Origin of the sequence: Paenibacillus dokdonensis (assembly GCF_004916975.1) — a bacterium.
GTDB classification, from domain to species: domain Bacteria; phylum Bacillota; class Bacilli; order Paenibacillales; family Paenibacillaceae; genus Paenibacillus_AQ; species Paenibacillus_AQ dokdonensis.
Genome location: NZ_STGQ01000001.1, coordinates 1,352,404 through 1,373,342, shown reverse-complemented (window position 1 = coordinate 1,373,342; position 20,939 = coordinate 1,352,404). Strand labels below are relative to the sequence as shown.

The window sequence follows — 20,939 nt, the reverse complement described above, 5'->3', positions numbered from 1 at the left end:
ATTCACCTGCCTTAGAGGATATCCGAGCGTTAAGAGCTCAATGTAGTCAACTAGATATATGGAACCATCGAAATGTCGCCTTCGTGATAGTAAAGAGAGACGCGTTCAGCGGGATCCTTGATAAATCGAGTGTATCTTCCGATGACGATTTTGGATCCTCCATAAATCATTTTTATGATGTCAACTCTAGCTTTAACCGTATCTTCAAGAGTTTTCTCAATTTCAAGTATCCGTTCTCTGGCTGCTATCTGCTCGCGTTGGGTAGACTTTTGAGTAGCATTCAGCTTCACCCTGAGAGCAACCTTATCCGGTGTCAGCTGCCCCGTGGAAGCCAGCTGATTCAGGAGATGGAGAGCCTTTTCCGTTTTATCAAGCGCATCCTTAAATTGCTTTGTTTGTACCCGCAGCTCGTTAAGCTCGTTACGGAGCTCCGGCTGTACGCCAACTTCAATGGAGGTCATGGTGGACATGCTGTTACCAATTGTCCGCGCCGTTACCCTCTCCCCTGCCTGGATACTGCCTCCGACAATCAGTCCCTTGGTCCCGTTGCAAATCACATTTTTGCCCGCCCGAATATTCGAGTGCATAATGCTTTGAGACACGATGACGTCTTCACCGGCTATAACATTTCCGTCCTGGATAAATGAACTTTTAACGTTTCTTCCCGCTTTTACGTAGCCTTTGTTATAACCAATGATACCGCTTGTAATTTCAATTGAGCCGTCAGCATCCAGTTCTGCCCCTTCAACTCCGCCTACGACACGGATATCTCCCGCTGCTTTAACACGGAATCCGGTCAGTACATTTCCCCGGATGACGACCGTTCCCACAAAGTCAATATTTCCGATACTGTAATCGACGTCACCATTGACTTCATAGACCGGAAATACGTTGATTTTACCTTTATCGGTTGTTGCAATCAGACCATCGATTGCGGCATACATAGCTGCTTGTTCCGCATCAAGGACCACATTTTTTCCAACCTTGAAATATGCTTCTTTACCCGGCTTGAATGCGATGATCTCACCGGTTACCGACGTACCGGGCTTACCTGGCTGAGGTGGAATCTTCTTGGCAATCAGCTGTCCTTTGATCACATTGTTTAGGCTAAGCAGTTCCTTGTAATCCACCTTGCCGTCCTCGATTTCCAGCGGCTTTTGCTCCCGCTCGTCGCGAAGCTTGAACGCATACTCGATATAGCCATCCTTGCCGCTGACAGGCTGTACGCCCATCGCAACCGGCGTACGGTTGAACATATATTCTTCGGGATGGCTCGCAATCCGGCTGATTATATCCCGCTCAATACCATATTGAATCTGTTGGCTGCGCAAAAACAGCATCAATTCGTCTTCTGTGCACTTGAAACCCTCTTCACGCTTTGAAAATTGTATATATGCAACGCTTTTATCATCTGAAAACGTAACACTTAAAAAGGTATCCAGTGCTAATTTAGCTGTCAATCCTTTTCCTCCCCTCTATTTCTACAGCGGTTTAATCGTTTTGCATCAGCAAATCACGATGTTTTTCCAGCGTTCCGCGCAGACGCAAAATCGCTTTGGAATGCAGTTGAGAAATTCTCGAAGGCGAAAGAGACATAACTTCGGCAATCTCGCTAAGTGATAAATCTTCATAATATAATAATGATACAACGGTACGTTCTTTTTCAGTGAGCTTTTCCAGCCCTTTAACCAATGATTCCTTTAAATAGAACTCATTGACCTTATAATCAGGATTCTTAGCCTTATCATCCACCATAATGGAGAGCCTTGTTTCGGACTCTTCCTCCCGAATGGGATCCTCGAGTGAACACAGCGACATGACAGCCACTTCCTGCAGCATATGCTGAAATTCATTCACCGAAATATTCATAAAGTCACTCATTTCGGTATCCGATACCGAGCGAAGATGTTTTTGTTCCAATTGCTGATAGGCATCTTCGATTTTTTTAGCCTTTTCACGGACCGAACGAGGCACCCAGTCTCCTTGACGAAGAGAGTCCAAGATAGCTCCCCTCACCCGAAAGGATGCATAGGTCTCGAACTGAAGACCGCGTTTGTAATCAAACTTGTCTACTGCATCTATCAATCCCATTACACCGTTGCTGGCCAGATCATCCTTCGACACATTCTTCGGAAGTCCGATAGCCAGGCGGCTGGATACATAATCAACGATGTGAAGATAGTTCTCGATCAATTTCTTTTTAGCTTCCAGACTTCCATGTTCTTTCCACTGTTCCCAAAGCTCGGCGTGATTCAGATGAGAAGTTTTACGCTCGTTCACTACCCTCACCCTCCTTATTTTTCTGTCAGGTGACGAACCGCTTTGGCCAATTCTTCAGGATCCTTTGTCGAGACCAGTTTCGGCGGATTGAGTGGTGTAAAATCATTACCCCGTTCATTGGAAAGGTCGGGTTTTTGTTTTAACAGCTCATTCAGCTCGTCACTTTCATCAGGAGTCGTCAAGTCAAAGCGGTTGCCCGTTAACTCGTCCTCCCCGCCCTCTGGCGCAGTATCCTCCTGAGGGGCACTGATAATAGTCCACGTCCATCTCAGCAGAAATGCCAAGAGAAACCATACAACAAATGATACCGCCCCTCGTAATACACTTGTCATGAACAAATTGTTTGTCAGAGAAAACAACAGGGTCAGAATAAACCCTATAACGCCAAATACCAGATTAAACAGCAGATTTCCCTTCATGGCTACATTTCCTTTACACCTGTTTGTACACTGCGGATATACAATATTCCCGTACTTACATCCAGTTCGATTGTACGCCCGTAGTTTCCGCCAGTGTCTTCTGCAATGAGCGGAATATGCAGCTCTGCCAGTTTTAATTTGCAGGACTCCACATTCCGCGGTCCGATTCTCATGGTGTCCCCTGTGCCAACAAATACGAACATCTGCGAGCCTCCTGCCATTTTGGCGACGATGCGTGAGGGGGAAGCACCTAACTTCAATAGTTTGTCAAGAAGAGCAGGCAAAGCTGTGTCCGCATACTTCGCGATGTTCAACTGTCCTTCACGGGCAATATCCGATGAAGGAAGCATGACATGCGCCATCCCGGCCACTTTCAGCTGTGGGTCATACATCGTAAGTCCGACGCATGAACCCAGACCGACCGTCCGAATAACTCCGGAACGCTGCACAACGTTAAGGTCGGCCATACCTACTTTTACAATGCTTTGCTCTTCAATCATGATCCACAGGCACTCCCAGTGATTGAAAAATCTTGGCGAACGAGTCTGGATCAGGAATCAGGAAAAATTGTCCCTCCACCTCATGATCGCCCTCTAGAAACGTTGTATCGATCAAAAGGGCATCGTCTCCCATTTGTCCGAACTGCAGCAAACCATAGCTCAGTATTGCACCAGCCATATCCATCGCCAGCGCCGGAACGGTAGGCGACATGGATAGTTGCGTAAAATCAGCCAACGAGGATAAATAGGATCCCGCCAAAATATTGCCGATTTCACTCAGAGCCGACAGCTCCATTTCATTGAATAAACCGTCGTCTTTCTCGGGAGGAATGCCGACCAGCCTTTTAAGCAGGCTTTTGGCAGCCTCCGGACTTAAGATGAAGAAAAGATTACCCGGCGCATCTCCCTCGACTCGGAGGAAGATTGCGATCACAACCTGTTCGGCACCCCCCACCTTTTCCGAAATTTCTTCAAAGGATAGAAGCTGTACCTTGGGTACTGCCATATCTACCGGTTTGTCCAGAAGCCGGGATAATGCTGTTGCAGCATTGCCAGCGCCAATATTTCCCACTTCCTTCAAAACATCCATTTTAAATTCTTTAAAATGTTTAAAGACCTCCACAGGCTACTCCTCTAAGCTTTCCAATTGGATAATTTCACTTTTATTAAGTACTTCGGCGAGGTTCAACATGATGAGCAGACGATCATCACCGATTTTCGCAACCCCATCCAGATACTTCGCCTTGATTCCGCCTACCACTTCAGGAGGTGTTTCAATGCGGTCTGTATGCAGATCGATAACATCATTTGCGGAGTCAACAATAAAGCCGACTTCCATGTCATTCACCGCAACGATAATGATCCGGGTCTGATCGGTATATTCCCCTTCCTCCAGCCCGAAACGCCCGCGCAGATCAATAACCGGAATGACCACTCCACGCAAATTGATGACGCCTCTTACAAATGTGTAGGTCTTGGGAACTCTGGTTATGGGAAGCATGCGTTCAATCGTTTGAACCTTGTCCACTTCAATTCCGTATTCCTCGCTGCCCAGTTTAAATACGATGACTTTGATTTCTTCTCCCATGAGAAAAACCTCCTTTTATGAATACAGGCTCGGTTGCGGCTAAAGCTTGTCTTATCTATCTTATAAACACATTTGGATCAAGAATGAGCGCAACCTGTCCATCGCCAAGGATCGTAGCACCTGAAATGCCTTTGATCTGCGGCAGATATTTACCCAAACCTTTTAGTACAATCTCGTTCTGTCCGATAAACTCATCAATCGCGAGCGCGGCCAGGCGTTCACCTTTATGGATAACGATAATTTCGGTTTCATTCTCTTCATTCTCATTAAAATCCTTAATATTAAAAATCCGGCTTAGTGAGATAAGCGGAATATGCTGTCCGCGGAACTCTACCATTTTATTGCCATGCACCGTTCGAATTTGCTCTTTGCGCACAATGGCTGTTTCTACAATAGATGATAGTGGGATTGCATATTTTTCAGAGCCCATTTTCACCATCATAGCCGCGATAATCGACAACGTCAGAGGAAGCTGTACCGAAAAATTCGTTCCTTTGCCCGGCGTCGAATAAATGGTGACTTGGCCGCCAAGCGAGGTGATTTTCGCTTTGACCACATCCAAGCCTACACCGCGTCCGGAAACATCGGATATTTTCTCTGCTGTACTGAATCCCGGAGCGAACAGAAGCTGATTCACTTCGTCATCAGACATTGCTGCTGCCTGGTCCTGCGTGACCACGCCTTTCTTAAGGGCGGTTTTAAGGATATTCTCACGGTAAATACCGCGTCCATCTTCTTCAATTTCAATGAAAACATGATTTCCGCTATGGAAGGCACGAAGGTTGACGGTTCCTGTCTCTGACTTGCCAGCGCTGATCCGGTCGGCGATCGGTTCGATCCCGTGATCTACTGCATTTCTCAGAAGATGGACAAGCGGATCACCGATTTCATCGATAACCGTACGATCAAGCTCTGTTTCTGCGCCGGTGATGATCAAATCCACCTTTTTATCCAGCGATTTGGCCAAATCACGGATCATCCGCGGGAAACGGTTGAAGACCGTATCAACTGGAACCATCCGAAGTTTCATGACAATATCCTGCAAATCGGAGCTGACACGGCTCATGTGTTCTACCGTCTCCGTCAATGCATGATTCTGAACCTCACTGGCAAGCTGCTCCAGACGAACCCGGTCAATCAATAATTCACTGAATAAATTCATTAGCACATCAAGCCGTTCAATATCTACGCGGATGGTACGCGAAGGCGTGGCTCCGCTTGATTTAGCAGGTGTTTTGGCCGCAGAAGATTGCGGTGCTTGTTTTTGTACAGCTTGCTCCGGCGCTGCTGATGTTGCTGTTGTCTCAGGGGCTTCCTCTTTAGAAGGTGCCTCCGCAACCGCAGCTGCTTCTTGCGATGCCATACCCATTTCGTTCATTTGCTGCAATGATTCCTGATCAAGCTCCATGACAGTGACCTTATCAATCTCGGACACGTTTAAAATCTGCTGTTCCAATTCGGCAGGATCCATCTGTGTTATGTAATAGAGTGAGAAACTGTGCTCAAACTTTTCCTGTTCAATGTCCTGCACGGAAGGAGAGGACTTGATAACCTCGCCCGATCTTTCCAGTAAATCAAATACCATGTATGCACGTACAGCCTTCAGCTGACAATTTTCACGGATATGCACATCCACATACAGAACACGGTGTCCGTCTGCGATAGATTGGTTCAATACAGAGTATTGGAATTCGTCCAGCTGGATAGCTGTGTTAGCGCTTGGATCGGATGCAGAAGTTTTAGCCTCGGCACCTGCTCCTGCTGCTGACAGATCCTCGCCCCTAACGATTGCCTGCAGCGATGCTACGATACCCGATACATCTGCTTTTCCCTCGCCGCCTTCGGTAATATCCTGTACCATAGATTCCAAGGCGTCCAGACCTTTAAACAGCGTGTCAAAAATAAAATCCTGCATAGCCAGCTTTTCGTTGCGGACCAAATCCAGCACATTCTCCATTTGGTGGGTAAGCGCAGCGAGATCCTCAAATCCCATCGTCGCGGCCATCCCTTTTAATGTGTGTGCTGAACGGAAAATTACTTGCACAATCGAGAGATCACTCGGGCTACCTTCAAGCAGAAGCATATTCTCATTCAATGACTGCAGATGATCGTTGGACTCATCAATAAACATGGATAGGTATTGGTTCATGTCCATTGTGAGACACCTCCTTTATAGGTTCACTTTCCGTTACTTCACAGCACGGATCACACCGGCTGCGATTTCTTGAAGTGGTAAAACATGGCTTACACAATTCAGCTCAACCGCTGAGCGCGGCATGCCGTACACAATACATGTTTCTTCGCTTTCGGCAAAGGTGCTGCATACACCCGAATCATATAGGCGCTTCATCATGCGTGCCCCATCGCTGCCCATCCCTGTCATCAGGACTGCATGACGCTTGAGCGCTTCCAAAGGCAGTAAAGATTCAAACAGCACATCCACAGACGGTCTATGACCATTAAGCGGCTCATCCTCGGATAGAATAAGCGAGAACCGTCCACCTGGCCCCTGTGTAACCCGCATGTGCTTGCCGCCTGGTGCAATGTAGGCACAGCCCGCTTTTAGCCCCATCCCATGCTCTGCCTCCATGACCTCCAATGAACTGAAGGAATTCAGGCGCTGAGCGAGCGATTTGGTAAAATTCGGCGGCATATGCTGCACTATAACTACGGGAGCGGGCAAATCACCAGGGATCTTCTCAAGTACGGCTTTCAGAGCTCTTGGACCTCCTGTAGAACAGCCGATTGCCACAATTTGATTAAAGCCATTCCTCTGTTCGCTAGAATTGGCCGTTGATGCTCCAGAGACGGTAATTTCTTGACTGGCAGCAGCCTCATGTTTGGACTTAGACAGAATTGAAGCAGGTTTTTCCTTCTTAGGTTCGATCCGGCTCTCCGGTTTCTTCACAACAATTTCTGTTTTTTTAGGAGGGACAGCTTGACGCTTAACAGGTTCTGTCTTTGGCTTGCGCAGCTTCGCCACATTCGATGGACCAGGTAATGGTTGTACGGATTCTGCTTTCTGCTGCTGCCTCTTCTCCTCCTCCGCCCGGAATGCCGCTCTTCTTTCACGTGCACTAATGGCGGCCTTCAACTGTTCGAGCAGCGCATCCCCGACCTGTTCAATATGCTGTGAGTAAGTTAAAGATGGCTTTCGGATAAAATCAAATGCTCCGGATTCCAGGGCAATGATCGTTTCCTTCATTCCTTCTTCATTGATGCCTGAGAGCATAATGACCGGTATCGGATGCTCTGCCATAATCAGCTTTAAAGCCTCTAGCCCATTCATTTCAGGCATTTCTACATCCATTGTAACAACATCAGGCTTTTGCCTTGTTATTTTTTTAACAGCTTCCCGTCCATTCGCGGCTGTGTCTATGACCTGAAATGCGGGATCCTTTTCGATCAAATCCGAAAATATTTTCCGCATAAATGCCGAGTCATCTACCACTATGACTTTATATGGCGTCATGCCATTTCCACCCCTGTTCCCTATTACAAAAGAATCATTTTGTACGACGAAGCCACTTTTGCATAAATCCTTTGATTCCTGTCAAGGCACCTGGTTCCGGGGAGGCCGGGACGAGCATGTAATGATCAGCTATTCGCTGTATATCCCGTGCCGCAATGCAATTCGGAAAAGCCATGGAAAAAGGAACTTGTTTCTTCACTGCCTGTACGACATGGTGGTCTTCGCTGATGTATCCGAGCATGGATACTTTGACGTTCAGGAATCTCTGCGCAGCCATCATAATTTTATCGGCTGTCTGGACAGCCTCCTTCTCATCCCCCGCCCGGTTCACAATAAGCCTGAAGGAGGTGTCATGCTCCTTGCCGCTGACCACTTTGATCAGGGCATACGCATCGGTGATTGACGTTGGCTCCGGCGTCGTTACGACCAGGCATTCGTCCGCCGAATGTATGAAACTAAAATTTTCTTTGGACAATCCGGCACCGGTGTCAAAAATAATGTAGTCCATCTCGCCAGCGACACTTTCAATTTGTTCCGTGAAATAGTCCAAATCATGCTGTGATAGAGAGAACAAATCCGACATCCCTGACCCTCCTGCGATAAAAGAAAGAGAGCCTGGACCCCGTTCGATGATTTCATCGATTCTTTTCTCTCTCCGCAAAAGATGATACAGATTGTATTTGGCGGTAATGCCCATGAGTACGTCAATATTAGCCATGCCAATATCGGCATCAAACACCAGCACCCGTTTTCCCATGGACTGCAGTGTAAGTGCAAAGTTCAACGTAAAGTTGGACTTGCCTACACCTCCCTTCCCGCTTGTTACCGTGATCAGCTTCGCGGTCCGATTCAGAACATCACTTGCCGTCTGTGCAGTACGTTCATGCTCATGCTTCATAACTAAATTCCTTAACGTCTGTGCCTGGTCTGTCATGTATTTTCTTCTCCCAGCAGCAGACCGCTAAGCGTCCGGTCCCCCGGAAGAAGCAGATCATCAGGAACGTTTTGACCATTCGTCATATATGAAAGCTGTAGAGGGTACTCATGGATCAGATTAATGATGGAGCCGTAACTGCCTGTCTCATCCAGCTTGGTGAAAATCACTTTATCCAGCCCATACTTGCTGAAATGCTCGGTGATTTTCTTCATATCTTGTGTCTTCGAGGTCAAGCTGAGCACCAGATAGGTTTCACTCTTTTCTACTGGTGAGAACAAGCTTTGGAGCTCCGAGACCAGCAGCTCATTTCGGTAATTGCGGCCTGCCGTATCCATCAAAATGAGATCACAATAATTGAGTCGCTGGACCGCACGCTGGATGTCTCCTGGAGACTGGACCACTTCAAGTGGAACATTCAAAATCGATGCGTAGGTTCTTAGCTGTTCAACGGCTGAAATCCGGTACGTATCGGATGTGATAAATCCCACTTTGCGGTGGTATCTGAAAAGCTGCTCGGCTGCCATTTTGGCAATCGTTGTTGTTTTCCCGACCCCGGTCGGACCTGCTATATAAACCATTCTGGTGTCACTGGATATTCCAGAGCCAAATCGATTTGCCAGGAACAAATGGATTTGATTACGAATAAAAACTTCCAATTCAGCTTCATCAGAAGCTTTTCCGTTCTCTTCCCAATGCTTATATGCAGCTTCGATCCAATCCTGAATAATGTCAGATTCAATGTCCTGTGCCAGAAGACGATCCTGAAGCTTTTGCAATCCGTCCGGAAGGGTCTGCTGCAAGGCGGACTGGCGGGAAATCTTGGCCATCCATGCCTTCATTTCTCGCAGCTCCTCCAACAGCTTGTCCTCTGCTGAAGGAGTGCTACTTACCTTCAAGACATCCCTTTCGATCGCCGGCTTCACGGGTGTCTGCTCGATCTCTCTGCTTGCATGAAGCACATCAGCTTCCCGATCGGTTAATAAAGTTTTGATAAGATCGGAATTCATAGGGTTTAATGATACTGCATGTTCTGCCGGTTCCTCAGAATTGCTCGGAGGAAGGATCTCGGCAGCTGCGGCTGCCTGCTCCGAGGCCGAAAGAACTGTACTGCTGTTCACGGCTGAGGAGGTTACTTCAACCGTTTTTTTATAAGCCTGTGGCACAGCCTTTTGCGGCACTACCATCGGTGGACGGACCGGAGGAGACTGTGGTTTTTTCGCCTTAGTCTGCTCCTCATTCTCCACAGCCGCAATGACTTCAATTTTCTTTTGTCTGAACATGCCGAGGAAACCGCCTATCTTGGTCTCCTTCGTACTGAGTATTACGGCATCACTGCCAAGGTCATTGCGGATCTGGAGCATAGCTTCAGGCATCGTATCGACCAGATATCGCTTCACTCTCATAAATTCACCACTCCGACACTTTGAATTTCAACATTCGGCTCGAGCTCGCTGTATGAAAGCACCGGAATGTCCTGCATCGTCCGTTCGATCACTTGACGCAAGTACATGCGTATCGTAGGCGATGTCAGCAAAATTGGCTGCTGTCCGGACTGCAGCAAACGGTTAACCTGTTCGCTGAGCTTTTGATAGACCGTCTGAGTAGACATCGGATCCATGGCCAAATAGCTCCCTTGATCCGATTGCTGTACACTTTCGGCGATTTTTTTCTCCAGAGTTGGTCCAACCGTAATGACTTTCAGCGTCTCCCCTTCCTGGGAGAATTGCTGGGTTATCTGTCTGGAGAGAGCTTGCCTTACGTATTCTGTGAGCACATCCGGATCTTTGGTATAATGGCCGTAGTCTGCCAAAGTCTCAAAGATTGTGACCAGGTCACGGATGGAGATTTTCTCGCGGAGCAGCTTAGCTAACACCTTCTGCACATCCCCGATTGAAAGCACGCCCGGAATCAGCTCGTCGACAAGCACTGGATAATTTTCGCGTAAATTGTCGACCAATGTTTTCGTTTCCTGACGTCCAATAAGCTCGTGAGCATGCTTCTTGATAAGCTCCGTCAAATGCGTTGCCACCACGGATGGCGGATCTACAACCGTATAACCCGAAAGCTCGGCTCGTTCTTTGGTTGTTTCATCGATCCATAAAGCAGGGAGACCAAAGGCCGGTTCCAGCGTTTCAATCCCGGAAATACTTTCGTCTTCATACCCGGGACTCATTGCCAAGTAGTGATTAAGTAATAATTCACCGCCGCCGACATTATTCCCTTTAATTTTTATGACATATTCATTCGGTTTTAGTTGAATATTGTCGCGAATTCGGATGACGGGGACGACAAGACCAAGCTCTAAAGCACACTGTCTGCGGATCATAATGATCCGATCTAGAAGGTCCCCTCCCTGTTGAACATCCGCCAGCGGGATAAGGCCATACCCGAATTCGAATTCGATCGGATCCACCTGTAGCAAATTGATAACACTTTCGGGACTTCTGACCTCTTCGATCTGCTGCTCCTCCTCCTGCTGCTCCACCTCAATCTGTTTGCGCTCCATATTCTTCTGCATATTGTAAGCTGCAAAGAGCATAATCAAAGCGAGCGGCAGGGTTGAAATGATATGGATCGGAGTGAAAAAACCGAGCAGGGCAATGGTTCCCCCTACGATATAGAGCAGCTTTGGATAAGACATCAGCTGTTCTGTCAGATCGCTGGCCAAATTGCCTTCCGAGGAAGATCGGGTAACGATCAGACCTGATGCTGTTGAAATCAACAGAGCCGGAATTTGGGAAACGAGACCGTCACCAATCGTCAGGACGGAATACGTGGACAAAGCATCCTGGAATGCCATGCCGTGCATCGTCATTCCGATAATGAAACCGCCAATCAGGTTGATGATGAGGATGATGATACTCGCAATCGCATCCCCTTTGACGAATTTGGTCGCACCGTCCATGGCCCCGTAATAATCGGCCTCGCGCTCGACCTTTCTGCGGCGTTCCCGCGCCTGCTGTTCGTTGATCAGGCCGGCGTTCAAGTCAGCATCGATGCTCATCTGTTTGCCCGGCATCGCGTCCAGCGTAAAGCGTGCAGCCACTTCCGCAACCCGCTCCGAGCCTTTCGTGATGACGAGAAACTGTACGACCACCAGAATCAGGAAGACGATAAATCCGATGGCAATCTGTCCGCGGGCGATCCAGCTTCCGAAGGTAGCGACCACTTCACCGGCATTATGATTGTACAAGATCAGCTTGGTTGTCGATAAGTTTAACGCCAGGCGAAACAGGGTAGTGATTAATAGCAAAGATGGGAAGATGGAAAATTGCAGCGCTTCCTTGGTGTTCATGGCCACAAGCAAAATGAGCAGGGCCAGCGAGATGTTAATGACAAGCAGTATGTCCAAAAGCCATGTCGGGATCGGAAGAATCATCATAAGAACGATGCCGATGACACCTAGTAATACCGTAAGCTCTTTTATTTTCAATGGCTTCTTTGCCTCCGATCCCAGGGGTTATTTAACCTTGCCTTTTAACTTGTATACATATGCCAATACTTCAGCCACAGCCTGGAACAGATCGGCGGGAATCGCATCCCCGATCTCCCCTCTCTGATACAAGGCGCGGGCGAGAGGTCTGTTTTCCATTGTAATTACGCCGTTTTCTTTGGCGATTTCTTTGATGCGCAGAGCTACAAAATCCTGACCCTTAGCCACAATCTGCGGAGCTTCCATTTGCGACCCATCATATTTCAGAGCCACGGCGAAGTGAGTCGGGTTCGTGATAACCACATCCGCTTTAGGCACCTCCTGCATCATGCGCTGCATGGCCATTCTGCGCTGGCGTTCCCTGATCTTTCCTTTAATCAGCGGATCACCCTCCATTTTTTTATACTCATCCTTGATGTCCTGCTTGGACATCTTTATACTCTTTTCAAATTCAAAGCGTTGATATAGATAATCCAGAATTGCCATGACGAAGAGCGCTGCTCCAATTTTGAGCCCCAGATTCATCGTCAAGCTTGCTATGAAATGAAAGGTTTTCTCAATATTCATTTCTGAGAGCTTGCCGATCTGTGGTAGGGCACCTGATAAAGTTTGGTAAACCAGCAGTCCGATAATCGTAATTTTGAAAATCGATTTCAAAAATTCTACTAAGGATCTGACCGAAAATATGTTTTTAAACCCTTTGATCGGGTTCAGCTTGCTGAACTTGGGCTTGATGGTTTCCCCTGACAGCATGAAGCCCACCTGCGCCACATTGGCGACCAGGGCAATAACGACCGTGGTAGCAAATAGTGGTGCAAGCAGAATTAAAATCTGAATGACATACTGCATCGCCATGTTCATCACATTTCCAATGGAAACGGTTGTGTTCAGACGATTAACAAACACATCTTTAAACATGTCGACCAAATGTTCTTTTATAAAGCCGCCAAACATCAACAAGCTTAAAAAAGAGGCAAGCAGCACGACGGAACCTGAAAGTTCCTGACTTTTGGCGACTTGTCCTTTTTTACGGGTATCCTGCCGCTTCTTGGGCGTCGCTTTTTCTGTTTTCTCACCGGCAAACAACTGTAAATCCAGTGGATACCTGTAGGACACTCCTGTCGTCCCCCATCCCGCTATGTCGGCCTGTGCCCCATAATCCCCAGCAGCTTCTGCATGGATTCAAACATAATGTTGAATAAATCTCCGAATATATAAGAAAATGTGGGTACGAGCAGCATCAGTACAACCAAGCCTACGATCACTTTAAGCGGCATTCCGATCACAAATACGTTAAACTGCGGAGCTGTGCGGGCAAGGAACCCGAGACCTAAATCCGTAAGAAATAACGCGGTGACAATCGGTGCCGACATTTGAAAGGCCAGTACAAAAGATTGGCCGAATGTTTTCACTAAAAACTCTGAAATGCTTCCATTATAAAGTTTAATGAAAAAATCATTGGATAAAGGCACCCAGTCATAGCTTCGTATAATGCCATCCAGCAAGTAATGATGTCCATTCATCGTTAGAAAAAGCAGCACGGCAAACATATACTTGAAGTTACCCAGCACCGGCGAAGATGCACCGGTCATCGGGTCAATGACATTCGCTATGCCAAAACCAATTTGAATATCCATAAAAGCTCCAGCCGTTTGAATGACCATAAACAGCAGATAAGCTACAAAGCCCAACAACAGACCGATAAGAACTTCCCGAATAATCAAGAGAATGTATGTCAGGTCAGCCGGAAGCTGCTGATGCACCCCATTGGTCAGAAACACAAGTACCGAAAGAAAAAAGCACATGCCGATCTTAAAGATATTCGGTACTCCTTTAGAGGAGAGCACAGGTGCTACAACAAAAAAAGAGGTAATTCGACAAAAAATAAGCATAAAGACCGGCAGGCTTTCCAGCAACATGTTCATAGACAGTTCCGCCTACCCGATATATTTGTATAGATTATCAAAAATATTAAAGGTGAAATCCACCAATGTCGTCAATATCCAAGGACCAAACAGCAAAATTGCCAGCAGTACCGCCACAATTTTCGGAATGAATGCCAAGGTCTGTTCCTGGATCTGTGTTGTGGCCTGAAAAATACTCACGATCAGACCTACAATCAGACCGAGCAGCAGCATGGGTGCACTGACCTTCAGCACGGTATAAACTGCCTGTCCCGCGAGTCCGATAATAAAATCAGAATTCATGGCCGGCCTCCTTCGCCTTCATCATACGTCATGTATTAAAACTCATCAGCAGTGATTTGACGATCAGATACCATCCATCGACAAGCACAAACAGCAGAATTTTAAAAGGCAGCGAAATCATGACCGGAGGAAGCATCATCATCCCCATGGCCATCAGTGTACTGGCGACGACAATATCTATAATGAGAAAAGGTATGAATATCATGAAACCCATTTGAAACGCCGTCTTCAGCTCGCTGATCGCAAAAGCAGGCACCATGACAGTCAGCGGAATATCTTTGTAGGTTTTTGGCTTTTCCGTCTTCGTGTATTTCATAAATAGCAGCAGATCTTTTTCTCGAGTTTGCGAAAACATGAACTTTTTCATCGGCTCTGCCGCTTTGTCCAGAGCTTGTGTCTGTGTTATTTCACCCTTTAGATAGGGCTGCAAGGCAACATCATTAATCGATGAAAACGTTGGTGTCATCACAAAAAGAGTCAGAAACAGGGCTAAACCGATCAGCACCTGATTGGGTGGCATCTGCTGTGTTCCTAGCGATGTTCTCACGAATCCCAGAACAACCACGATCCGGGTGAAGCTTGTCATCAGCACCAGCAGCGCCGGCGCGATGCTGATGACAGTAACCAGGAGCAAAATCGATAATGAGCTGGTGCTCGGTTTGCCTCCTGAATCGCCCACCTTGATATCAATATTGGGAATGGGATCAGCAAAAGCTGCTGTTATTGCAAGCAAACTAATAACCGATAATACGATGCAAGCTAGCAAAACCTTCTTTTTCATGGATCCCTCAACCGATCTGTAGTATTATCTTCGCGAAGAAGCTCCTCCATCTTTTCCTTGCGGTTCGACATTTTACGCAGCTTCTCATCGAAGACCTCGTGAAATGATGATGTATCCTCCAGTTCAATATCCTCCGATACCGGACCTTGTTTACGCAGTTTGGAAGCCAGCTTCTCAAGTAAAGGCGAGAAAGCACCCGACTGGGCGTTCGCTTCCTGCTCAAAAGCCTCCATGATAATTCTGACTTCATCCTGATCCGTAATCTTATCCACAAGACGAATGTCTTCCCCTACACCGACCAGATACAGGCTGCTGCCGATTTCTATGACTTGAAGGGATTTGTTCGGACCGAGTCCAACAGCACCCAAGGTCCGAACAGCACGACTGGTAAACCACGTTTTGTTTTTCTTGCCCAGAAAACGGATTAAAAGAATGATCAGAGCAACAATGACGGCTAGAACTACAGTGACATAAACCAGATACAAGGAATAATTTCCCGGGCTATTAATCGTTTCCCCGTCGGCAATTATCATAGGAAGCCTAAATGCCCAGAGTTTTGTTAATTGCTTCGATAACGCGGTCCGTTTGGAACGGCTTCACGATAAAGTCCTTAGCGCCTGCCTGGATCGCATCGATAACCATAGCCTGTTGTCCCATCGCAGAACACATAATGACCTTTGCGCTTGGATCAAGTTTCTTAATCTCTTTCAGAGCGGCAATCCCGTCCATTTCAGGCATAGTGATATCCATCGTGATCAGATCCGGGCGAAGCTCTTTGAATTTCTCGATTGCCTGTGAACCATCCTGAGCCTCTCCTACGACTTCAAAACCATTCTTAGATAAAATATCACGGATCATCATTCTCATAAAAGCTGCATCATCCACGATAAGTATACGGTTAGCCATTGATTAAAAATCCTCCCTAAATTTTGCTTATTGTAATTTTTGTATTCGGTCCCATTGGCTGAGAATGTCTGTGACTCGTACACCAAAGTTCTCATCGATAACAACAACCTCGCCTTTGGCGATTAGTTTGTTGTTGACGAGAATATCCACCGGCTCGCCAGCAAGCTTGTCCAGTTCGATAATGGAACCTTGAGACATTTCCAAGATATCCTTAATTTGCTTTTGGGTCCTTCCTAATTCTACGGTGACTTTAAGAGGAATGTCCATCAATAAGTTTAAATTATTTTGATCGACTGACCCGAATGTCCCTGATTGCAAATTTGAGAACTGCACAGGCTGTACATTCACGTTGCGGTTATGCGGTGTTCCGTAATGCTGTGGCATGCCATAAGGCGGCATTTGCTGGTTCGGATCATAGGCCGGCATATCTCCCGGGGCTCCATACCCTGCAGGAAAAGCCTGCGGCTGCTGATTTGGCGATGTCGGCTGCTGTTGTACCGGTGCTGGCTGTGCAGCCGCTGCCGGCATTTCAGGCGACTGAGCTGCTGCAGTCTCTTGAGCACTTTGTTCCACCGGTTCAGTCCCGTGAATCAGCATGTTTACCATATCCTTGGCAAACTGGATAGGTAGCAGCTGCATGATGGTAGAATCAATCAAAGTCCCGATCGTCAGCCGGAAAGAAATTTTGATGAGCGTTTGCTGATCCGGAAGACTGTTGACTCCATCACCGCTGACCATGTCCAGGATATCGATTCCAGGGGGTGAGATATTCACAAACCGGTTAAAGATCGTAGACATGGAAGTGGCAGATGATCCCATCATCTGGTTCATCGCTTCCTGCACAGCGCTGATATGGATTTCATTCAGCTCCTGATCTTCTGGATTGCCTTCTCCGCCCAGCATCAGGTCTGCGATCACCTGTGCGTCACGCGTCTTGATAACGAGCGAATTGATGCCTTCGAAGCCGTCTACATACGTGACATGAACAGCCACATGGGGCTTGGGAAATTCGGATTCGAACTGTTGGCGTGTAATGATCGAAACTTTCGGAGTAGTAATCTCCACTTTCTTGCCCAGTAATGTAGATAGAGCCGTAGCTGCGCTTCCGAATGTGATATTTCCGATCTCGCCCAGAGCATCCTGCTCCAAAGGAGTCAAATAGTCGTCAACTGTCGATCCGCTTGTGGTGCTGGCCCCCGCCTCGGACTGTTTTAGCAGAGCATCAATTTCCTCTTGTGATAAATAATCGTTACTCGTCAAATTCCTCAACTCCTTCACTGACAATCTCGTCGATTTGAACAGCCACCCGATCTTTGAGCGTGCCTGGACTTCCAATGAATTTGAGGTGGTCTCCTACCTTGATCGACAGCCCGTTATCTACTGTTTTATTGAGGCTGATCACATCTCCTACAGCCAGACCCAAAAATTCAGAGATGGAAATTTTCGAATCCCCAAGCTCAGCGATAATGTCTAACTTTGCCTGGCTGATCCGGTATTTCAAAGATTCAGCTTCCTCTGGCACACTGGATTTCTTTTCTGACACGAACCACTGGTGTGTTGACAGCTTGGACATGATCGGCTCCAGCACAACATGCGGTATACAAAGATTGATCATTCCGGTGGTGTCCCCAATTTTTGTACTCAGTGATATGAGCGCAATCGTTTCATTGGGTGATACGATCTGCATAAACTGCGGATTCGTTTCCATTGCTTCTAATCGAGGCGAGATATCCAAAACCGTCTTCCATGCATCTGCGAGACTCTCGAAAGCACGGCTGAAAATCCGCTCTATAATAGTCGTCTCGATTTCGGTAAGCGTATTGATCTTCGCAGGAGCATTGCCCATGCCTCCCAACAGACGATCCAGCATGGCATATGCTACGTTGGGGTGGACTTCCAGCACCATTCTTCCTTTTAAAGGCTCAGCTTCGAAAATGTTAAGGATCGTCATTTTGGGAATGGATCGTATAAATTCATCATATGGAAGCTGTTCAACCTGAACCACGCTGATTTGCACAAAGGTCCTGAGCTGCGCAGAGAAATACGTCGTCAAATACCGTGCAAAATTCTCGTGAATACGGGTTAAGCTGCGGATATGATCCTTTGAAAAACGGACCGCACGTTTAAAGTCATAGGAGCGGACTTTTTTCTGAGTATCCTCTTTCTTCAGTTCCTCCGCATCCATTTCACCAGACGAAAGCGCGGCCAGTAGGGCATCGATCTCATTTTGCGATAATACTTCAACCAATCATCTCACCCCCTTAAAGGATTGTATTGGGTTCACAAGTTTTTTGCAGAAATCCTTATTTTAGAGCGATGTTAAAATATAATTTGTTATTTCGATTTGAGTCAGTTTTCCTTCAGTCAGAGTTTTATTGATCAAATTGATCAATTTTGCGCTTAATTGGTCCTTGCCGCCTGAGCCTCTGAGCTCATCCGGCTTGGTATCGGCAAGCGTTTTGATAATAATCGGTTTGATTTTGAACTCCTTGATCTTGTCGAATTCTTCTTTGGACTTCTTATCGTTCAATTGGAACGCAAAATTCATCAATACGATATAATCCTGATCTGCAAGATTGGTCTTGATATCCGTAATTTCAGACGTCATTTCCACAAGTTCATCCGCCGATAATTTTTGAACCTCGATCGCCTGGGCCGCAGTGTTCGGATTGCTGTTGTCTTTTCCGAGCAGCTGAGGCGTAAGCAAAACCACTGCAACTACGATTAGTGTAATAGCCAGAAGTATAGTTATCAGCCAAGGCAGCATTTTTTTCATGAGTTTTCCTCCAATTGTTGCACTTTGATTGTAGAATTGTGAACGCCGATTTCCTGATTGTATTGTTTCACCAAGGAAATGACCTCAGCTGCTTTCTCCAAAACAATCATGCGTTTGCCCGTGACCAATGTAATATATGTGTCTGGCGTTTCTTCCACTGTTTCGATAAGCAGAGCGTTCAGCCATAATGGTGAACCGTTTAACCGGGTAACAGAAATCATAGCAGGCCTCCTATGGAAATTCGGGAGAGGCAGGCCTCTCCCGCGAGTTCAATCTATTAACGCTTCAGATTTACAATCTCCTGAAGTACTTCATCAGAAGTGGTGATGATACGCGAGTTAGCCTGGAACCCGCGCTGGGCAACGATCATTTCCGTAAATTCGCCCGTCAAGTCAACATTAGACATTTCGAGCTGGCCGGAAACAATAGCGCCTGTTCCATCTTCGGCATTGTTCGCTGTTGTAGCATCAAGCGCTCCGTCTGGATTGGCGTTGATAGTCATGCGGTACAGACTTCCGCCGATTTTCTCAAGACCTTCCGGATTGATTACTTTACCAATACCCAGCTTCACTGCATTATCAGTTGAACCATCGGCCTTCTTCTGTACAATGGATCCGTCCTGTGAAATAGAGAATGATGTTGTATCTTCTTCAAGCGTGATCGGTTCTCCGCCGGAATCACATACATAGAAGCCATCTGAGGTTAAGAGATTTTTGGCAGCATCGACATGAAAATCACCGGCACGGGTCAGAAAGGGTGTTTCCTGTGCATCGTTCAGCTTCACCAGAAAGAAGCCGTCTCCATCAATCCGAACATCCGTCGGGTTATTGGTTGTCAACGCACTTCCTCCGAGATGTACCGTATCGATTGATCCAACCGAAACGCCAAGACCAATTTGCTTGGAATTCACACCGCCTTGTTCGGTACCATTGGGTGCAGTAACTCCTGAAACCGTCTGACTCATCACGTCCTTGAACATTACACGCCCGGATTTAAAACCGGTTGTATTCACGTTTGCGATGTTATTGCCAATAACGTCAAGCTTGGTCTGAAAACCGCGCATACCCGAAACGCCTGAATACATGGATCTTAACATTGATTATATCCTCCTCTATAGGTCATGGACCGCATCTGTCGATCAGCAGTCCACTGGCTCTCCTGTCGGGCCAGCCAGGTCAAGAAATGACAACCGCGCTATCAATTTGAGTAAATACATTATCCTTCATGGAATTTCCATCCATCGCCGTCACAACTGTACGGTTTGCCACATTTACGATCAACGCCATATCCTTCATTAAGATCAGCGACTCTTTGCTTCCTTTGGCAGCAGCTTTCTCAACTGCACTCTGGATCCGGGCTAACTGTTCGCCCTTTAGTTCAATGCCTCTTTGTTCGAGCCTCTTGGCTGCATGATTGCTGAACTTTAGCAGCTCATCCTTAAAAATCTGGTTAAAAGAAGTTTGTGATGATTCCTGCTGCGAACTCCGCTGGGCTGCATTCTGAGCTGCCGGGTGGATCTTGGAGGGATACAGCTGCCCGATGGTCAAACGTTCGCTCATATGGTTTCACCGCTTCCAGATCCATCTGTTCCTGCGCTCTCCGTCTCCCCTTCAGCACTGTTTTCAGCCGGGTCTTGAACAGGAATCGTATTTTGATTCTCTGCAGGATTCGTTCCATCCGCAGGTGGAGCCGTTTCTTCTTTTGACGCTTCCTTGATTTCAAGGATTTTGGTCAAAGGAATCGCTACTGAACCAACTGACGCATATTGGACACCGTCTTTTACCAGAATGGAGTCCACAATACCTGATTTGAGCTGTGCCGTACCGCCGTTCTCCGCATCGCCCTCGTCCTTCCAGGTAATCTCTTTACCGATCAATCCTGAAACATTACCGAGCGACTGTCCCAAGGCGGTAATCTGATTCGAAATATTCATCAGCTGCTCTACGGATGAGAATTGAGCCATCTGGGCGATAAACTCTTTGTCTTCCATCGGCTGCATCGGATCCTGATTCTGCAGCTGTGTTATCAAAATGCTGAGAAACTGGTCTTTACCCAAGCTCTGTGTTTTCGAACTTGCTTTGGCAACGTTTGAAGCCGAGTAGTTAGGCCAAATATTCGATGTTGAAAAAGTATCAGCCATC

The 20,939-nt window shown here is 47.0% G+C and carries 24 protein-coding genes; all 24 read right to left on the bottom strand.

Translation table 11 applies throughout. The features are described 5' to 3' along the window. Nucleotides 1-50: 50 nt before the first annotated feature. On the bottom strand, nt 51-1,460 hold the full coding sequence (locus E6W40_RS06425) for a flagellar assembly protein A (RefSeq protein WP_136604729.1): 1,410 nt from the start codon (nt 1,458-1,460) through the stop codon (nt 51-53). A 31-nt stretch (nt 1,461-1,491) separates the two neighbouring features. Further along, on the bottom strand, nt 1,492-2,280 hold the full coding sequence (locus E6W40_RS06420; protein ID WP_136604728.1) for a FliA/WhiG family RNA polymerase sigma factor: 789 nt from the start codon (nt 2,278-2,280) through the stop codon (nt 1,492-1,494). A gap of 14 nt (nt 2,281-2,294) precedes the next feature. Beyond that, complete coding sequence (locus tag E6W40_RS06415) at nt 2,295-2,699, bottom strand: hypothetical protein (RefSeq protein WP_136604727.1); 405 nt, start codon at nt 2,697-2,699, stop codon at nt 2,295-2,297. A 2-nt stretch (nt 2,700-2,701) separates the two neighbouring features. Continuing rightward, nucleotides 2,702-3,199, bottom strand: coding sequence for a chemotaxis protein CheD (locus E6W40_RS06410; RefSeq protein WP_136604726.1), 498 nt, complete (start codon nt 3,197-3,199; stop codon nt 2,702-2,704). After that, on the bottom strand, nt 3,192-3,788 hold the full coding sequence (locus tag E6W40_RS06405) for a chemotaxis protein CheC (RefSeq protein ID WP_425464936.1): 597 nt from the start codon (nt 3,786-3,788) through the stop codon (nt 3,192-3,194). Before E6W40_RS06405 ends, E6W40_RS06410 begins: the two co-directional genes overlap by 8 nt. Before the next feature lie 36 nt (nt 3,789-3,824). Continuing rightward, nucleotides 3,825-4,286: a chemotaxis protein CheW gene (locus tag E6W40_RS06400; RefSeq protein WP_136604724.1), complete on the bottom strand. Its 462-nt coding sequence runs from the start codon at nt 4,284-4,286 to the stop codon at nt 3,825-3,827. 55 nt (nt 4,287-4,341) lie between these two features. Continuing rightward, nucleotides 4,342-6,441, bottom strand: coding sequence for a chemotaxis protein CheA (locus E6W40_RS06395; protein WP_136604723.1), 2,100 nt, complete (start codon nt 6,439-6,441; stop codon nt 4,342-4,344). A 33-nt stretch (nt 6,442-6,474) separates the two neighbouring features. Next, complete coding sequence (locus E6W40_RS06390) at nt 6,475-7,758, bottom strand: protein-glutamate methylesterase/protein-glutamine glutaminase (RefSeq protein WP_136604722.1); 1,284 nt, start codon at nt 7,756-7,758, stop codon at nt 6,475-6,477. Nucleotides 7,759-7,792: 34 nt separating this feature from the next. Then, nucleotides 7,793-8,692: a MinD/ParA family protein gene (locus tag E6W40_RS06385; RefSeq protein ID WP_136604721.1), complete on the bottom strand. Its 900-nt coding sequence runs from the start codon at nt 8,690-8,692 to the stop codon at nt 7,793-7,795. Then, nucleotides 8,689-10,098 carry a flagellar biosynthesis GTPase FlhF gene (gene flhF / locus E6W40_RS06380; protein WP_136604720.1) on the bottom strand — a complete coding sequence of 470 codons (1,410 nt, stop codon included), beginning with the start codon at nt 10,096-10,098 and terminating at the stop codon, nt 8,689-8,691. Before flhF ends, E6W40_RS06385 begins: the two co-directional genes overlap by 4 nt. Next, nucleotides 10,095-12,128 carry a flagellar biosynthesis protein FlhA gene (flhA, locus tag E6W40_RS06375; RefSeq protein ID WP_136604719.1) on the bottom strand — a complete coding sequence of 678 codons (2,034 nt, stop codon included), beginning with the start codon at nt 12,126-12,128 and terminating at the stop codon, nt 10,095-10,097. The genes flhF and flhA overlap by 4 nt, the downstream gene beginning before the upstream one ends. A 27-nt stretch (nt 12,129-12,155) precedes the next feature. Further along, a complete protein-coding gene (gene flhB / locus E6W40_RS06370) occupies nt 12,156-13,244 on the bottom strand; it encodes a flagellar biosynthesis protein FlhB (protein ID WP_136604718.1) in 1,089 nt (362 codons plus the stop codon). A gap of 20 nt (nt 13,245-13,264) precedes the next feature. After that, a complete protein-coding gene (gene fliR, locus E6W40_RS06365) occupies nt 13,265-14,053 on the bottom strand; it encodes a flagellar biosynthetic protein FliR (RefSeq protein ID WP_136604717.1) in 789 nt (262 codons plus the stop codon). A 12-nt stretch (nt 14,054-14,065) separates the two neighbouring features. Further along, nucleotides 14,066-14,335 carry a flagellar biosynthesis protein FliQ gene (gene fliQ / locus E6W40_RS06360; RefSeq protein WP_136604716.1) on the bottom strand — a complete coding sequence of 90 codons (270 nt, stop codon included), beginning with the start codon at nt 14,333-14,335 and terminating at the stop codon, nt 14,066-14,068. A gap of 28 nt (nt 14,336-14,363) precedes the next feature. After that, complete coding sequence (gene fliP / locus E6W40_RS06355) at nt 14,364-15,116, bottom strand: flagellar type III secretion system pore protein FliP (RefSeq protein ID WP_136604715.1); 753 nt, start codon at nt 15,114-15,116, stop codon at nt 14,364-14,366. Beyond that, nucleotides 15,113-15,649: a flagellar biosynthetic protein FliO gene (locus E6W40_RS06350; protein WP_136604714.1), complete on the bottom strand. Its 537-nt coding sequence runs from the start codon at nt 15,647-15,649 to the stop codon at nt 15,113-15,115. Before E6W40_RS06350 ends, fliP begins: the two co-directional genes overlap by 4 nt. Before the next feature lie 7 nt (nt 15,650-15,656). After that, nucleotides 15,657-16,022, bottom strand: a complete 366-nt coding sequence (locus E6W40_RS06345) for a response regulator (protein WP_136604713.1) — start codon at nt 16,020-16,022, stop codon at nt 15,657-15,659. Between the two features lie 27 nt (nt 16,023-16,049). Further along, nucleotides 16,050-17,282 (bottom strand): flagellar motor switch phosphatase FliY, encoded by a 1,233-nt coding sequence (fliY, locus tag E6W40_RS06340; protein ID WP_136604712.1) that lies wholly within the window; start codon nt 17,280-17,282, stop codon nt 16,050-16,052. Next, nucleotides 17,272-18,270, bottom strand: coding sequence for a flagellar motor switch protein FliM (fliM, locus tag E6W40_RS06335; RefSeq protein ID WP_136604711.1), 999 nt, complete (start codon nt 18,268-18,270; stop codon nt 17,272-17,274). Before fliM ends, fliY begins: the two co-directional genes overlap by 11 nt. A gap of 60 nt (nt 18,271-18,330) precedes the next feature. Continuing rightward, complete coding sequence (locus E6W40_RS06330; RefSeq protein ID WP_136604710.1) at nt 18,331-18,798, bottom strand: flagellar basal body-associated FliL family protein; 468 nt, start codon at nt 18,796-18,798, stop codon at nt 18,331-18,333. Beyond that, the gene (locus tag E6W40_RS06325) at nt 18,795-19,019 is read right to left on the bottom strand and encodes a flagellar FlbD family protein (RefSeq protein WP_136604709.1); all 225 of its coding nucleotides are present in this window, start codon (nt 19,017-19,019) and stop codon (nt 18,795-18,797) included. The genes E6W40_RS06330 and E6W40_RS06325 overlap by 4 nt, the downstream gene beginning before the upstream one ends. Before the next feature lie 56 nt (nt 19,020-19,075). Further along, nucleotides 19,076-19,894: a flagellar basal body rod protein FlgG gene (flgG, locus tag E6W40_RS06320; protein ID WP_136604708.1), complete on the bottom strand. Its 819-nt coding sequence runs from the start codon at nt 19,892-19,894 to the stop codon at nt 19,076-19,078. A gap of 79 nt (nt 19,895-19,973) precedes the next feature. After that, a complete protein-coding gene (locus E6W40_RS06315; RefSeq protein ID WP_136604707.1) occupies nt 19,974-20,357 on the bottom strand; it encodes a TIGR02530 family flagellar biosynthesis protein in 384 nt (127 codons plus the stop codon). After that, entirely contained in the window at nt 20,354-20,938 is a 585-nt protein-coding gene (locus E6W40_RS06310) for a flagellar hook capping FlgD N-terminal domain-containing protein (protein WP_136604706.1), read from the bottom strand. The genes E6W40_RS06315 and E6W40_RS06310 overlap by 4 nt, the downstream gene beginning before the upstream one ends. Nucleotide 20,939: the final 1 nt, after the last annotated feature.